A 16,204-nucleotide genomic window follows, 5' to 3' on the forward strand; every position below is an offset into this window, starting at 1 on the left:
GCACAAATCAACAGGTGCCAAAATCAATAATAAGCTTAAACATAGCCTATTTTTTAAATCTATCCTGTACCTTATTACTTTTTCTGTCACGGTGAAAAATGAAGCCTGCTACAAATGCTAAACCACCTATGAATAGAATTAGTCCTAAAAGAAATTGCAGCCATAAGAAAGGGATTGGGCTTTGAAGAATCCCAAATGTCATATCACGCATTAATTTAATCCCAAAGCCAGCTAAGAAGCCTGGAATAACTAGTATAAGTAAAGCAATAATCCGCTTCATAATTAATCCTTCCAATTGTTTAGTAAGTCGTAAGAATTATACCCTCAAGGAAATATTAGTACAAAGATAAAATTTGTCAAGATAACTAAAAAAATATAGAATAGATAGTGAAAAATATTGCATGTTTTCGATTAGATTGTATGAAAAAATCTTCTTTTATTATAAAGGGGCGGAAAAATGCAAAATGTTATGATTGTTGGCGCCGGTAAGGGTGGTACAGCGGTCCTTAAGCTGCTCAATGAAACAGAAGTCCTTCAGGTTAAGGCTGTCATTGACAGAAATTTAGATGCACCGGGTATCTTTTTAGCACAGAGTTTGGGTATTAAAATAGGAATTGATTGGAAGCCGTTTTTAAGTGAAAATATCGATATTATTATTGAAGTAACAGGAAATGAACATGTGTTTCAAGAGTTAAGGAGCACCAAGGACAAGAAAACCGTTTTAATTCCTGGCAGTGTTGCATTTCTTCTTGCAAGGCTACTTGAAGAAAAGGAAGAATTAATCGTTAAACATCAAAATGCTTCCTATCAACAAGAACTAATTTTTAATGCCACAAATGATGGGATGCTGGTGATTGATGCAAAAGGGTTCGTGATTTTATTTAATCGCCGAGCCGAAGAAATGACAGGTGTGAAACGGGACCAAGCAATTGGGAAATACGTGGTTGAGGTAATACCGGAAAGTAGACTGCCTTTAATCCTGGAAACAAGAAGAACAGAAACGAATCAAGAAATGGTTCTGGGGAATGGGAGGAAAATAATTACAACACGTATTCCCATCATCGAAGAAAATGGGACCTTAATTGGTGCTTTCGCTGTTTTCAAAGATATCACAGAAGTAGTGAATCTTGCAGAGGAAATTACCGATTTAAAAGAAATCCAAACTATGCTGCAGGCAATCATTCATTCTAGTGATGATGCAATTTCAGTAGTTGATGAAAATGGCAGGGGTCTGCTTATTAATCCAGCATATACACGTCTTACCGGTCTTACACAAGAACAGGTTATTGGACAACCAGCGACTGCAGATATATCCGAAGGTGAAAGTATGCATATGAAGGTACTCCAAACAAGAAGAGCGGTCCGTGGGGTACCAATGCGAGTAGGTGCAAATAAACGTGAAGTAATTGTCAATGTCGCCCCGATTATTGTTAAAGGAAAACTAAAAGGCAGCGTTGGGGTTATTCATGACATGTCAGAAATTAAAACCCTAAACAGGGAATTGAACCGTGCTCGTCAAATCATTCGCACTCTTGAAGCAAAGTACACCTTCGAGGATATTATCGGCAGTTCTGAAGAAATGACTCTAGCGATTGAACAGGCTAAGCTAGGGGCAAAAACACCTGCGACAGTCCTGTTACGGGGTGAATCCGGTACAGGAAAAGAATTATTTGCCCACGCCATACATAATGCAAGTGATCGTAAGTACAACAAATTTATTCGCGTTAATTGTGCAGCAATTTCGGAGTCCCTTCTGGAGAGTGAATTATTTGGTTATGAAGAAGGAGCTTTTTCAGGGGCAAAAAGAGGAGGGAAAAGGGGCTATTTTGAAGAGGCCAATAACGGAAGTATCTTCCTCGATGAAATAGGCGAACTTTCTGCCAATACTCAGGCGAAATTACTCAGGGTATTGCAAGAAAATGAAATCACACGTGTAGGTGGTACAAAGCCATTTCCGATAAATGTTAGAATTATTGCGGCAACCCATGTGAATCTTGAAAAAGGAATTGCGAAAGGTTCTTTTAGGGAAGACTTATACTATCGTTTAAATCGTATGCCAATACATATACCTCCACTCCGAAATCGGAAAGAAGAAATTCCTGTACTGTGTGAAAGGCTTATTGAAAAAATTAATTTGGATTACGGCAGAAATGTTGAAGGGGTTTCCCAAGCTGCTCTGCTGAAATTAGTGAATTATGATTGGCCTGGGAATGTGCGGGAACTAGAGAATATTCTGGGCAGGGCGATAATCTTTATGAATTATTATGAAACATTCATTAATGTACATCACCTTCCAGAACTGCGACCTAAAAAAAAGAGTAGTGAACCGTTAGTAACAGATCATAGTGAATCAATCCAACAGGATCGCTCTTTAAATGCAATGATAGAAGATTATGAAGCAGAGATTATCCAGCAAACGCTTCACCGTTATAATGGTAATAAGACGGCAACAGCTAAGGCGCTAGGTTTATCGGTGAGGAATCTTTATTATAAGCTAGAAAAATATAAAATTGAAAATAATAGCATGCAATAAATTTCACAGTACGAAGAAAATTGCATGTATTGTTTCGGCTGGTAAAGCGTTTTCAGTAATTTCAACTTGGCACGGATTTTGCATATTACAATAATGGAGTTGCAGTTGAAGAGAAAGGGTTGATGACAACTTGTTGCTTGAATCACTGATATACAAAGCAACCCAGCTGGATGGTAACACGGTAGCTGTTGCAGTGGCAGAAGATGAAGAAGTCATCGAAGCAGTTATCGAAGCATTAAACCGGAATCTCGCCAATTTTATATTATTTGGTGATAAAGAAAAAATTAAGATGATAGTAAACGTTAAGAACAAAGGCCAGCAAAAAAGTAATAAGAAGCTTACAATTGTTCATGCAGACTCAAACGAGATGGCTGCAGAGCTGGCAGTTAAGGCTGTATCTACGAAGGAAGCAACCGTATTAATGAAAGGGAATATCCCTACAAGCTCTCTATTAAAAGCAGTTCTAAATAAAGAGTACGGTCTTAGGACGGGAAATATTCTATCACACGTAGCTGTTTTTGAGGTTCCAGATTTCGATCGTTTTACCATCGTTACGGATGCAGGGATGAACATTGCCCCTGAATTAGAGCAAAAAGCTCAAATAATAAAAAATGCTGCAGCCTTGGCTAGGGCAATTGGAATAGAATATCCAAAGGTTGCTCCTCTAGCTGCTGTTGAAGTAGTGAATCCGGCCATGCAAGCGACTATTGATGCTGCTGCATTAAGTGTTATGAATAAACGAGGGCAGATCACTGGCTGTATTGTAGATGGTCCATTAGCATTAGATAATGCCGTTTCTGCTTTAGCTGCTGAACACAAAGGAATTCAAAGTGAAGTAGCCGGAAGAGCTGATATTTTATTAGTTCCCACTATTGAGGTTGGAAACGTCTTATATAAGTCATTAACTTATTTTGCAAAAGCAAAAGTAGGGGCTGTTATTGCAGGCGCAAAGGCTCCCATCGTATTAACTTCTAGAGCTGATTCGGCGGAAAGTAAGCTATATTCACTTGCACTCGCCATCTGCTCTGTAACCAAATAGTATTTAGTGCAGGTTTCAAATTAGAGGGGGACGTTAACATGGAAATTTTCAAGTACTTAGAACAATATGATTATGAGCAAGTTGTATTTTGCCAAGATAAACAATCTGGATTAAAAGCAATTATTGCGATACACGATACCACATTAGGCCCTGCTTTGGGAGGAACTCGTATGTGGACATATGAATCTGAAGCAGCAGCAATTGAAGATGCGCTAAGATTAGCAAAAGGTATGACCTACAAGAATGCAGCTGCAGGGTTAAACCTTGGCGGAGGAAAAACAGTTATTATTGGTGACCCTCGTAAGGATAAGAGTGAAGAGTTATTCCGTGCATTCGGACGCTATATTCAAGGTTTAAATGGAAGATATATTACTGCAGAAGATGTAGGAACAACGGTTGCAGATATGGATTTAATCCATGAAGAAACAGATTATGTCACTGGTATTTCACCTGCTTTCGGATCATCAGGCAACCCTTCGCCTGTAACGGCATATGGTGTGTACGTTGGTATGAAAGCAGCTGCAAAAGAAGCTTTTGGTACAGATTCCTTAGAAGGAAAAGTGGTTGCGATTCAAGGCGTTGGGAATGTTGCCTACACACTTTGTAAATACTTGCATGAAGAGGGAGCGCAATTAATTGTTACCGATATTAATAAAGAAGCAGTTCAGCGTGCAGTAGAGGATTTCGGTGCTCGTGCAGTAGATCCAAATGAAATTTATGGGGTTGAATGTGATATTTATGCTCCATGTGCACTTGGTGCAACCGTTAATGATGATACGATTCCACAGCTAAAAGCTAAAGTTATCGCGGGTTCTGCCAATAACCAGTTAAAAGATACTCGTCACGGAGATCTTATCCATGAAATGGGTATTGTTTATGCTCCTGATTACGTCATTAATGCTGGCGGTGTTATCAACGTTGCAGATGAACTTTATGGGTATAACCATGAACGGGCAATGAAAAAAGTTGATCAAATCTATGCAAGTATCGAAAAGGTAATTGCTATTTCAAAGCGCGACGGCATCCCAACTTATGTTGCAGCAGATAGAATGGCGGAAGAAAGAATTGAAAAAATGCGTAATTCACGCAGTCAATTCTTGCAAAATGGCCACCATATTTTAAGTCGTCGCTAAGAAAATAAAAAGGGATAGAGCGCTGAATGGATAATTCAGCGTCTTTTCCCTTTAATAGGTGTGAAATGTGAAAAAAATGGAGGTTAAAACGTTGCCTGATAAGAAATATCGAATGCTCGTCATCAACCCAGGTTCCACTTCAACTAAGATTGGGGTCTTCGATAATGAAATTTCCATTTTAGAAAAAACAATCCGTCATGATTCGAGAATGATTAATTCATTTGCTAATATTATTGATCAATATGAATTTAGAAAGAATACCATCTTGGAAACACTGGATAACGAAGGAATTAATATATCCAAGCTGAGTGCTGTTTGTGGGCGGGGAGGCTTGCTTCGACCGATTGAAGGCGGAACTTATGCAGTAAATGAAATCATGCTTGATGATTTACGGACTGGTTTTGCTGGACAGCATGCTTCAAATCTTGGTGGTATTATTGCTTATGAAATTGCTTCTGGATTAAATATTCCCTCTTATATTGTTGATCCTGTCGTTGTAGATGAGCTTGAGCCGATTGCAAGAGTATCTGGCTTTTCCTTAATTGAAAGAGTAAGTATATTCCATGCGCTCAACCAAAAAGCTGTTGCTCGCAGAGTCGCTAAGGAGCTAGGGAAGAATTATACGGAATTAAACTTAATTGTTACACATATGGGCGGCGGAATTACCGTTGGAGTACATAAGCAGGGAAAAGTCATTGATGTAAACAATGGTCTCCATGGTGATGGTCCTTTTAGCCCTGAACGTGCAGGGACTGTTCCAGTTGGGGATTTAGTAGCTCTTTGTTATTCTGGGCAATACTTTCGCGATGAAATAATGAAAAAACTTGTAGGTCAAGGAGGACTTGTCGGTTATCTTGGAACGAATGATGCGGTCGAAGTTGAAAAGAGAATTGGTGCTGGGGATGAACAAGCTTCTCTTATTTACGAAGCAATGGCCTATCAGGTAGCAAAGGAAATAGGAGCAGCAAGCGCAGTATTAGCAGGAAAAGTGGATGCCATTGTGTTAACTGGGGGTCTTGCGTATGGTAAAGGATTTGTGAAATCCATCACCGATAGAATTAATTGGATTGCAGATACGATTGTCCATCCAGGTGAAAATGAACTTCAAGCATTAGCTGAAGGTGCATTAAGAGTTTTGCGTGGAGAGGAAAAAGTAAAAGAGTATCCTGGTACATTCAAAACAGCAAAAATCTAACAATTTGGGGAGGAAATACAGTGTCACAAGAATACGATTTAGTCATTCTTGGCGGTGGTACCGGCGGTTATGTAGCTGCCATTCGTGCCTCTCAGCTTGGCTTAAAAACAGCAATAGTTGAAAAAGGGAAACTTGGAGGAACATGTCTACATAAAGGCTGTATCCCAAGTAAAGCTCTTCTCAGAAGTGCTGAGGTTTACGCGACAGCTAAGCATAGCGAAGATTTTGGTGTTATCACAAGTGAAGTATCCTATAACTTTGTGAAAGTTCAGGAAAGAAAGAATAAAATAATCGATCAACTCCATAAAGGCGTACAACATCTCATGAAGCAAGGGAAAATTGATGTTTATGAGGGACTTGGCCGGATTTTAGGACCTTCTATTTTTTCACCAATGCCTGGAACTATTTCGGTTGAAATGAATAATGGCGAAGAAAATGAAATGCTCATTCCGAAAAACGTTGTCGTTGCAACTGGTTCAAGACCTAGGACGCTTCCTGGACTTGAAATTGATGGTGAACTTGTCATTACCTCTGATGAAGCTTTAGAGTTGGAGACATTACCTGCATCCATCATTATTGTTGGCGGTGGAGTGATTGGAATTGAGTGGGCGTCCATGCTTTCTGATTTCGGTGTTGAAGTAACTGTTATCGAGTATGCGGACCGGGTTATTCCGACTGAAGATAAGGAAATCTCTAAGGAAATGCAGCGCCTGATGAAGAAAAAGGGGATAAAGCTTGTAACAGGAGCGAAAGTCCTTCCTGAAACACTTGTAAAAGGTGATGGCGTCACCATTTCAGCAGAAGTTAAAGCTGGTGTGAAAGAATTTAAGGCTGAAAAACTCCTTGTATCTGTAGGACGCCAAGCAAATGTCGAAGGAATTGGATTAGAAAATACAGAAATCCAGGTAGAAAAAGGATTTATTGTTACCAATGAATTCTACCAAACAAAAGAATCTCATATTTACGCAATTGGAGATGTAATTGGCGGCTTGCAGCTTGCGCATGTTGCCTCCCATGAAGGTATAATTGCAGTGGAGCATATTGCTCGGAAGGATCCGTCAGAGCTTAATTACAATCTAGTTTCTAGATGTATATATAGCAATCCTGAGGTGTCTAGCGTTGGGATTACCGAAGAACAGGCAAAAGAAAAAGGTCATAAAGTAAAAGTGGGTAAATTTTCATTCCGAGCAATCGGAAAGGCTCTTGTATTTGGAGAATCCGATGGCTTTGTCAAGATTGTTGCTGACGAAGAGACCAATGATATTCTAGGGGTTCACATGATTGGTCCGCACGTAACTGACATGATTACAGAAGCAGGATTGGCAATGGTATTGGATGCAACTCCATGGGAAATTGCTCATACGATTCATCCACATCCAACACTTTCAGAAGCGATTGGGGAAGCTGCTTTAGCAGTTGATGGCCGAGCAATCCATTCATGAGTTATTTTGGTATGAACAAACGGGAGGTAAGAATGTTATGGCTGAAAATCGTCATCATGCATTAGGTTTAAGTGATGAAAAGGTTTTGGAAATGTATGAAACTATGCTTTTAGCCCGCCGGATTGATGAACGAATGTGGTTATTGAATCGTGCGGGTAAAATACCATTTGTTATTTCTTGTCAAGGACAAGAAGCTGCACAAGTTGGTGCGGCATTTGCTCTAGATAAGGAAAAAGATTATGTGCTGCCATATTACCGTGATATGGGCGTAGTCTTAACTTTTGGGATGACACCAAAAGAACTAATGCTATCTGGTTTTGCCAAAGCGGAGGATCCAAACTCAGGCGGCAGACAAATGCCTGGGCACTTTGGTCAAAAGAAAAATCGCATTGTTACTGGTTCATCTCCTGTAACAACTCAGGTTCCACATGCTGTCGGCGTAGCATTAGCAGGGAAAATGGAAAGAAAGGACCTTGTGACTTTCGTAACCTTTGGTGAGGGATCCTCAAACCAAGGTGATTTCCATGAAGGAGCTAACTTTGCCGGAGTTCATAAATTACCTGTTATTTTTATGTGTGAAAATAATAAATACGCAATTTCTGTTCCTATTGAAAAACAATTGGGATGTGAAAAAGTTTCTGATCGTGCAATAGGTTATGGAATGCCAGGATTTACTGTCGATGGGAACGACCCATTAGAAGTATACAAAGTGGTTAAGGATGCAGCAGAGCGTGGACGTAGAGGTGAGGGTCCATCCTTAATTGAAACAATTTCCTACAGACTCACACCACACTCTTCAGATGACGATGACCGTTCGTACCGCGCTCCTGATGAAGTGGCTAAAGCGAAAACGAAAGATCCAATCATTACCTTTGGTGCCTATCTAAAAGAAACAGGCGTGATGAATGATGTGTTGGAAAAAGAAATCAATGATCGTGTGATGAAGCAAGTGAATGAAGCCACTGATTATGCTGAAAATGCACCGTATGCAGCACCTGAACACGCGCTGAAATACGTTTATGCGGATAAGTAAGGGGGATGTAACATGGCAGTAATTTCTTATATAGATGCGGTCACAATGGCCATTCGGGAAGAAATGGAACGAGATTCAAAGGTTTTTGTTCTTGGTGAAGACGTTGGGGTCAAAGGCGGAGTCTTTAAAGCTACGCAGGGTTTATACGAACAATTTGGAGAAGAGCGTGTGATTGATACACCACTTGCTGAATCTGCGATTGCTGGGGTAGGAATTGGGGCAGCGATGTACGGAATGAGACCGATTGCTGAAATGCAATTTGCTGATTTTATTATGCCTGCAGTGAATCAAATTATTTCAGAAGCGGCCAAGATTCGTTACCGTTCAAACAACGACTGGAGTTGTCCGATGGTTATCCGTGCACCTTATGGAGGTGGCGTTCACGGTGCCCTTTATCATTCTCAATCTGTCGAGGCAATATTTGCGAATACACCCGGATTGAAAATTGTAATGCCTTCTACACCTTATGATGTAAAGGGGCTCTTAAAAGCAGCGATTCGTGATAATGACCCAGTCTTGTTCTTTGAGCATAAACGCGCGTACCGTTTAATCAAAGGAGAAGTACCAAGTGATGATTATACATTGCCGCTTGGAAAAGCAGATGTGAAGCGTGAAGGCGATGACATTACTGTTATTACCTATGGTCTTTGTGTACATTTTGCCCTGCAAGCAGCAGAAAAATTAGCGAAGGACGGTATCTCCGCACATATCCTTGACTTAAGAACGGTTTATCCATTAGATAGAGAAGCTATCATAGAAGCGGCTTCTAAGACTGGTAAGGTATTACTTGTTACTGAGGCGAATAAAGAAGGCAGCATTATCAGTGAAGTATCTGCAATCATTGCTGAAAATTGTTTATTTGATTTAGACGCTCCAATAATGCGTCTAGCTGGTCCGGATGTCCCAGCAATGCCATATGCACCAACAATGGAGAAGTTCTTTATGGTCAATCCAGATAAAGTCGAAAAAGCAATGCGCGAGCTTGCGGAATATTAAAACGAAAAGCGGAGGCGACTTGGGCAGCCCCGACAAGCGTAAGACGAGCCGGCATGAAGGTTGCTTTTTAACCTTCTTGACGGATTGGCTTATGACCGAGGAAAAAGTGATTTATCTTTTCCCTCGAGGGGCTAGTCGCCGCAGCTAGACAATAGGAGGTAGAATTTTGGTTATTGAACAAATTAAAATGCCTCAGTTAGGGGAAAGTGTAACCGAAGGAACAATCTCTAAGTGGCTTGTTTCTGTCGGGGATAAAGTTAATAAATACGACCCATTAGCTGAAGTAATGACAGATAAGGTAAATGCAGAAGTTCCTTCTTCGTTCACAGGTACGATAAAAGAACTGGTTGCGGAAGATGGAGACACACTGGCTGTTGGTGAAATCATTTGTACAATTGAAATCGAAGGCAGCAATGCTGTGAAAACGGAAGTTAGTGACCAAAAAACAGAAGTAGCTGAATCAGTTGCTGTTTCCGAGCAATCTGATCAAGGAAACAAAGCCCGTTATTCTCCTGCAGTTTTAAAAATTTCACAAGAGAATGGAATTGATTTAACACAGGTGACAGGCACCGGTGCAGGCGGCCGGATTACGAGAAAAGACCTTTTAAAACTGATTGAATCAGGTAATATCCCTGTGGCAGGTTCAAAAGTGGTGGCACCGAAGCAGCCAGAAGTACAGCCAGGTGCAGCCCAAGAGACGGTATCAGCGTTTGCTGCGCCAAAGCAAGCGGCATCTGCTCCAAGCATTCCTGTTGCAGCAGGCGATATCGAAATACCTGTAACTGGCATCCGTAAAGCGATTGCTGCTAATATGCTCCGAAGTAAGCATGAAGCACCGCATGCCTGGACAATGATAGAGGTCGATGCAACAAATCTTGTGGAATACCGCAATTCTTTAAAGGATGAGTTCAAAAAGAAAGAAGGCTTCAATCTTACTTTCTTTGCCTTTTTCGTAAAAGCAGTAGCTCAGGCATTAAAGGAATTCCCACAGATTAATTCCATGTGGGCGGGAGATAAGATTATCCAGAAGAAAGACATCAATATATCAATTGCAGTCGCAACCGATGATGCTTTATATGTACCTGTTATAAAGCAAGCCGATGAAAAAACAATAAAAGGGATTGCCCGTGAGATTTCCGAACTTGCTGTAAAAGTAAGAACCAATAAACTTCGCTCAGAAGATATGCAGGGTGGAACCTTTACTGTTAACAATACTGGCTCGTTTGGATCCGTTCAATCAGCAGGAATTATCAACTACCCGCAGGCAGCGATTCTTCAAGTGGAATCCATCGTCAAGCGCCCGGTAGTTATGGACAACAATATGATTGCCGTTCGGGACATGGTAAACCTATGTATGTCACTCGACCACAGAGTATTAGACGGACTCGTTTGCGGTCGATTCTTACAAAGGGTAAAAGAAATCCTAGAAAGCACCTCAAAATCAACAACATCAATATATTAGAAAAATGACCGCCGCCGATATGGCGGCGGTTATTTTTATTGCTTCATATGTTCTTCTAACTTACAATGAAACTAAGTGAAATTTATTGAATATTAGTTTAATTTACGAGATCAAGGAAGGGGGATGTTGTGTTGGAAAACTTTCGAAATCAATCTTTTCCATTAAAGACGAAAGAAGATTGGAAAGCAAAAGCAGAGGAATCTTTAAAGGGTAAAAGTATTGAAACATTAAAAAGCGCTACATATGAAAGTATAATTTTGGAACCGCTTTATTCTCAACAAGATAATCAGAAAGCACCGGACTATCCGGGAGGTTCAGATTTTCGTAGAGGCATTGACCCATTAGGATATGTAACAAATGATTGGAAGGTAGCACAGCGAATTTCATATAATTCAGTTGAAGATTTAAAGCAAAAGCTCCGTAGGGGTGTTGAAAAAGGACAAACTGCTCTTTCATTTGAAGTTTCTGAGGCACTTTTTGAATCTAAAGAGACTTTAACTGATGTACTTGGGGACTTACCTTCTACATTCCCATTTGCAGTTAATGGTAAAGGACTGCAATCAGCATTGCTAGGAATATTAGCAGAGTATGAGGGTGACTCTAATCAAGTTAATGGCTATGTCGGAAATGATCCAGTCTCTTTGTTTGCAGTGGAAGGACTAATTGAAGAAGACTTTTTCAAGGGTTGGATGGAAGATATAAAGCTCGCAAATCTAAAACTACCAAATTTACGGACAGTATTAGTAAATACCTCTACCTACCATCAAGGCGGAGCCAATGCAGTTCAGGAGCTTGGAATTGCAGCCGCAATGGGTACATTCTATCTTCAAAAGCTGCTTGAAGGCGGAATGAAGCTGGAGAATATTCTTTCGAAAATGATATTTCAATTCTCAATTGGCAGCAATTTCTTTATGGAAATGGCAAAACTTAGAGCAGCTCGAATTCTCTGGGACAAAATAACCAAAGTATATGGAGCTAATGCTGAGGCTCGGGGAATGCAGATTTCTGCCGAAACATCTACGTTTACAAAAACAGCTTATGATCACCATGTAAACATTCTCCGTGCAGGAAATGAAGCATTTGCAGCGGTTGTTGGCGGAGTTCAATATCTGCATGTAACACCATTTGATGATTTAACGGGCAATTCTCAACAATCTGAACGAATTGCAAGAAACACCCAAAACATTCTTAAGGAAGAAGCTCATCTTCGGACAGTTGTTGATCCTGCAGGAGGCTCTTGGTATGTGGAAACATTGACCACTGAGCTAGCAGAAAAAGCATGGAGGTATTTCCAGCAGATTGAAGCAAATGGCGGTATGCTGGAAGTATTAAAATCAGGCTGGTTACAAGAAGAAATTTCTTCAGTTCTTACACAACGCAAACAGGATATTTTTACAAGAAAACAAAGCATTATCGGTACGAATGTATATGCAAATCTATCAGAAGAAACAGCTCTCGTTAAAGAACATGTCACTGAACCTTATTTTTCTCTGACTGATTCTAGTGCAATTAACATAAAGGCAATTAAGAACAGCAGATTATCAGAGCCCTATGAAGAATTGCGTAATAAGAGTAAAGTTATTGAAAGTAAGACAGGCTCTATACCACAGGTTGGCTTGATTTGTCTCGGTGAGTTAAAACAATACAAACCTAGGTTAGATTTTGTGCGGGGGTTCCTCGCAGCTGGAGGATTAAAAGCCATCGACAGCGGTCCTGTTACTTCTTTGGAATCTGTCAAACTATTTATCTCAAGTCAAGAAACTAAGTATTTCTGTCTGTGTAGCAGCAATGATCTATACAGATCCCTAGGACTTCAAATGATTAAAGTACTGCGTAATGAATTCCCAGATCAAATTTTTTATTTAGCGGGATTGCCTGAAAAAGACTTGCAATCACATTGGACGAATGAAGGGATAAGGCAGTTTATCCATATTAAAAGTAACTGTTTTGAGCTTCTTTCAACCATTCTTTCAGAAATCGAGGTGGGATTAGATGAGTACACAAAAGCCTGATTTTCAAAGTATTTCCCTGTTTGAAGAGCAAGACTTTATGACAAAAGAGCAATGGGAAGAACAGGTTGATAAACAAATAGATACATCTATTGATGATTTGCTGTTTGAAACGAATGAACAAATTCAATTAAAACCACTTTATACAAACGAAGACCGTAAAGGACTGCAGCATTTAGATGACCTCCCTGGAATACCGCCATTTACTCGTGGGCCGTACCCAACAATGTATGTGAATCGTCCGTGGACAGTAAGACAATACGCTGGGTTTTCTACTGCTGAGGAGAGTAATGCTTTCTATCGCAGAAATCTAGCAATGGGTCAAAAAGGCTTATCCGTTGCCTTTGATTTAGCCACACACCGCGGCTATGATTCTGACCATCCACGCGTCGTTGGCGATGTTGGAAAAGCAGGGGTTGCTATTGATTCTGTTTTAGATATGAAGACCCTTTTTGATGGAATTCCGTTGGATCAGATGTCAGTATCCATGACCATGAACGGTGCTGTTTTGCCAATCCTAGCCTTTTTCATCGTTACAGCTGAGGAACAGGGTGTCACACAGGATAAGCTGTCTGGAACGATTCAAAATGATATTTTAAAAGAATATATGGTACGTAATACGTATATCTATCCGCCTGAGATGTCGATGAAAATCATCGCAGATATCTTTGAGTATACCTCTAAATATATGCCGAAGTTTAATAGTATCAGTATTTCTGGCTATCACATGCAGGAGGCTGGTGCTCCTGCTGACTTGGAATTAGCATACACCCTGGCAGATGGATTGGAGTATGTACGTACAGGACTTAAGGCTAGAATTAACATTGATAAATTTGCACCACGGTTGTCCTTTTTCTGGGCGGTGGGCATGAATTATTTTATGGAAGTTGCAAAAATGCGGGCTGCTCGTTTAATCTGGGCAAAAATGATGAAATCATTCGAGCCGAAAAACGAGAAATCGATGGCCCTTAGAACACATTCTCAAACATCAGGCTGGAGCTTAACGGAGCAAGACCCTTTTAATAATGTAATGCGGACCTTGCTTGAAGCACATGCTGCGTCTATGGGGCATACGCAATCTCTTCATACCAATGCTTTAGATGAAGCAATTGCCCTGCCAACTGATTTTTCAGCTCGAATTGCCCGAAATACGCAATTATTTTTACAAGAAGAAACGAGTATCACCAAAGTTATTGATCCTTGGGCAGGTTCTTATTATGTTGAAAAGCTTACCGATGAATTGGTAAAAAGAGCTTGGACACATATTAAAGAAATTGAAAATCTTGGCGGCATGGCAAAGGCAATTGAGACGGGTCTTCCAAAAATGAGAATTGAAGAAGCCTCAGCTAGAAGACAAGCACAAATAGATTCTGGTAAAGAAACTATTATTGGGGTTAACAAGTATCGTCTCGAAAAGGAAGAAGCAATTGATATATTGGATATTGATAATACAGCGGTTCGATTAAAGCAAATTGAAAAATTAACAAACTTAAAAGCAGGCCGCGATGAAGCAAAGGTAGCAGAAGCTCTGGCTGCTTTAACAAAGGGTGCAGAAACAGGGGAAAGCAACCTGTTGGAGCTTGCTGTTCAAGCAGCAAGAGTCCGGGCAACCTTAGGTGAAATTTCCGATGCGATTGAGAAAGTTTCCAGCAGACATAAAGCCGTTATTCGTTCTATCAGCGGCGTGTATAGCAAGGCATATACAAACGAAGAAGAAATCTCTGAAGTAAAACACATGACGGATGATTTCCTTGAGAATGAAGGCAGAAGACCGAGGATTCTCATTGCCAAAATGGGGCAGGACGGTCATGACCGAGGTGCCAAAATCATCGCCACTGCCTTTGCAGACTTAGGATTTGATGTCGATATTGGCCCATTATTCCAAACTCCAGAAGAAACAGCCATTCAGGCTGTTGAAAATGATGTGCATGTCATTGGAATGAGCTCACTGGCTGCAGGTCACAAGACATTATTGCCGCAGCTTGCGGAGGAGTTGAAAAAGCTTGGCCGTGAGGATATTTTACTAGTAATCGGCGGGGTTATCCCGGCTCAGGATTATCAATTTTTATATGATAATGGTGCCTGCGCTATTTTCGGTCCGGGGACCATTATCCCAGTTGCTGCCCAAAAGGTAATCAAGGAAATTTATAAACAGCTTGGGTATGAGGAAGTGTCACAATAAATGTCTGAGGATATGAAACCGGAATGGAACGACCCGAATGAACCGGAAAAATTCTCAACCGTAATAAAAAAAGGGAAAGAGCAGGAAGGCCAGTCTGTAGTCATTGAAAAAAATATTGTCTATCGTAAACGTCAGACAAAGGAACCTTCGGTTGAAGAGTTAGTTGATGGCGTGCTGTCAGGTAATAGAGGGCAGCTCGCTCGGGCCATAACACTTATTGAAAGTAATGCTGAACAGCATTTCTATAAGGCACAGGAGCTACTCCAGAAGCTCTTGTCTCACAGTGGGAAATCAATTCGTATCGGAATAACGGGTGTACCGGGTGCTGGGAAAAGCACTTTTATTGAGGCGTTTGGCACATACCTTTGTGACTTTGGGCTAAGGGTCGCTGTACTGGCAATTGATCCAAGCTCTAGTCTTTCAGGCGGAAGTATCCTTGGTGATAAAACAAGGATGGAACAGCTATCCCGAAATCCAAGGGCTTTTATTCGACCCTCACCAACGGCAGGAAAATTGGGCGGAGTTCATCGAAAGACAAGAGAAGCGATGCTGATATGCGAAGCAGCAGGTTTTGATGTGATTTTAATCGAAACAGTGGGTGTGGGTCAGAGTGAAGTAATCATACGAGACATGGTTGATTTTTTCATGCTCCTTGTCCTGACAGGTGCGGGTGATGAATTGCAAGGGATGAAGAAAGGGATTATGGAATTAGCAGATGCTGTCCTTGTTCATAAAGCAGACGGAGCTAATAAAGTAAAAGCAGAGCAGACGAGAAAAGAATATAGCCGTATCCTGCACTTTCTTCAGCCGGCTACTAAGGGATGGGCATCGAAGGCTTATACCTGCTCCTCTTTAACAGGGGAAGGTATTAAAGAGGTTTGGGAAGTCATAAAGGATTTTGAGGAAAAAGGAAAGTCACGAGGAGTGTTTGCAGAAAGACGAAAAGGACAGCAACGCGATTGGATTTATTCCTTAATCACCGACCAGCTTCATTACAGCTTCTTCCATCATCCAGAAGTAAAGCTCCAGCTACCACAATTAGAAAATGAAGTAATGGCAGGAGAAAAAACAGCAGCAACTGCAGTAGAAATACTATTTAATGCATTCTTATCAAAAAAATAGGCTGTGTTAAAGGTAAATGATGATATTAGAACTCTGTTGATTTGTGCGGAAGGCGCGA

At 40.7% G+C, this 16,204-nt stretch carries 12 protein-coding genes; 11 read left to right on the plus strand and 1 reads right to left on the minus strand.

What is annotated here, in order from left to right; translation table 11 throughout:
* Window positions 1-46: 46 nt before the first annotated feature.
* Window positions 47-280: a DUF2627 domain-containing protein gene (locus CHI06_RS04185; protein WP_095247172.1), complete on the minus strand. Its 234-nt coding sequence runs from the start codon at window positions 278-280 to the stop codon at window positions 47-49.
* Window positions 281-457: 177 nt separating this feature from the next.
* Between CHI06_RS04185 and CHI06_RS04190 the strand changes: the two genes are divergently transcribed.
* From CHI06_RS04190 to meaB, 11 genes are all read left to right on the plus strand, one after another.
* Entirely contained in the window at window positions 458-2,533 is a 2,076-nt protein-coding gene (locus CHI06_RS04190) for a sigma 54-interacting transcriptional regulator (protein WP_095247173.1), read from the plus strand.
* A gap of 130 nt (window positions 2,534-2,663) precedes the next feature.
* Window positions 2,664-3,572 carry a phosphate butyryltransferase gene (yqiS, locus tag CHI06_RS04195; RefSeq protein WP_095247174.1) on the plus strand — a complete coding sequence of 303 codons (909 nt, stop codon included), beginning with the start codon at window positions 2,664-2,666 and terminating at the stop codon, window positions 3,570-3,572.
* A 38-nt stretch (window positions 3,573-3,610) separates the two neighbouring features.
* Entirely contained in the window at window positions 3,611-4,705 is a 1,095-nt protein-coding gene (gene bcd / locus CHI06_RS04200; protein WP_095247175.1) for a branched-chain amino acid dehydrogenase, read from the plus strand.
* Between the two features lie 76 nt (window positions 4,706-4,781).
* Window positions 4,782-5,900, plus strand: coding sequence for a butyrate kinase (buk, locus tag CHI06_RS04205; protein ID WP_373558133.1), 1,119 nt, complete (start codon window positions 4,782-4,784; stop codon window positions 5,898-5,900).
* 20 nt (window positions 5,901-5,920) lie between these two features.
* Window positions 5,921-7,342: a dihydrolipoyl dehydrogenase gene (gene lpdA, locus CHI06_RS04210; protein WP_095247177.1), complete on the plus strand. Its 1,422-nt coding sequence runs from the start codon at window positions 5,921-5,923 to the stop codon at window positions 7,340-7,342.
* Between the two features lie 37 nt (window positions 7,343-7,379).
* Window positions 7,380-8,375 carry a thiamine pyrophosphate-dependent dehydrogenase E1 component subunit alpha gene (locus CHI06_RS04215; RefSeq protein ID WP_095247178.1) on the plus strand — a complete coding sequence of 332 codons (996 nt, stop codon included), beginning with the start codon at window positions 7,380-7,382 and terminating at the stop codon, window positions 8,373-8,375.
* A gap of 12 nt (window positions 8,376-8,387) precedes the next feature.
* Window positions 8,388-9,371, plus strand: coding sequence for an alpha-ketoacid dehydrogenase subunit beta (locus tag CHI06_RS04220; RefSeq protein ID WP_095247179.1), 984 nt, complete (start codon window positions 8,388-8,390; stop codon window positions 9,369-9,371).
* 166 nt (window positions 9,372-9,537) lie between these two features.
* Complete coding sequence (locus CHI06_RS04225) at window positions 9,538-10,833, plus strand: dihydrolipoamide acetyltransferase family protein (protein WP_095247180.1); 1,296 nt, start codon at window positions 9,538-9,540, stop codon at window positions 10,831-10,833.
* 128 nt (window positions 10,834-10,961) lie between these two features.
* Window positions 10,962-12,845: a methylmalonyl-CoA mutase subunit beta gene (locus CHI06_RS04230; protein WP_257009161.1), complete on the plus strand. Its 1,884-nt coding sequence runs from the start codon at window positions 10,962-10,964 to the stop codon at window positions 12,843-12,845.
* A 37-nt stretch (window positions 12,846-12,882) separates the two neighbouring features.
* The gene (gene scpA, locus CHI06_RS04235; protein WP_373558134.1) at window positions 12,883-15,024 is read left to right on the plus strand and encodes a methylmalonyl-CoA mutase; all 2,142 of its coding nucleotides are present in this window, start codon (window positions 12,883-12,885) and stop codon (window positions 15,022-15,024) included.
* Window positions 15,025-16,146 carry a methylmalonyl Co-A mutase-associated GTPase MeaB gene (gene meaB / locus CHI06_RS04240; RefSeq protein WP_095247183.1) on the plus strand — a complete coding sequence of 374 codons (1,122 nt, stop codon included), beginning with the start codon at window positions 15,025-15,027 and terminating at the stop codon, window positions 16,144-16,146.
* Window positions 16,147-16,204: the final 58 nt, after the last annotated feature.

This window comes from Bacillus sp. 7884-1 (assembly GCF_002272245.1).
GTDB lineage: Bacteria > Bacillota > Bacilli > Bacillales > Cytobacillaceae > Neobacillus.

Excerpts from the sequence above, each read along its gene's own strand:
- meaB (WP_095247183.1), top strand. The coding sequence starts at position 15,025 with ATGTCTGAGGATATGAAACCGGAATGGAACGACCCGAATGAACCGGAA.
- CHI06_RS04190 (WP_095247173.1), top strand. The coding sequence starts at position 458 with ATGCAAAATGTTATGATTGTTGGCGCCGGTAAGGGTGGTACAGCGGTC.
- CHI06_RS04185 (WP_095247172.1), bottom strand. The coding sequence starts at position 280 with ATGAAGCGGATTATTGCTTTACTTATACTAGTTATTCCAGGCTTCTTA.
- buk (WP_373558133.1), top strand. The coding sequence starts at position 4,782 with ATGGAGGTTAAAACGTTGCCTGATAAGAAATATCGAATGCTCGTCATC.
- bcd (WP_095247175.1), top strand. The coding sequence starts at position 3,611 with ATGGAAATTTTCAAGTACTTAGAACAATATGATTATGAGCAAGTTGTA.
- scpA (WP_373558134.1), top strand. The coding sequence starts at position 12,883 with ATGACAAAAGAGCAATGGGAAGAACAGGTTGATAAACAAATAGATACA.
- CHI06_RS04220 (WP_095247179.1), top strand. The coding sequence starts at position 8,388 with ATGGCAGTAATTTCTTATATAGATGCGGTCACAATGGCCATTCGGGAA.
- CHI06_RS04215 (WP_095247178.1), top strand. The coding sequence starts at position 7,380 with ATGGCTGAAAATCGTCATCATGCATTAGGTTTAAGTGATGAAAAGGTT.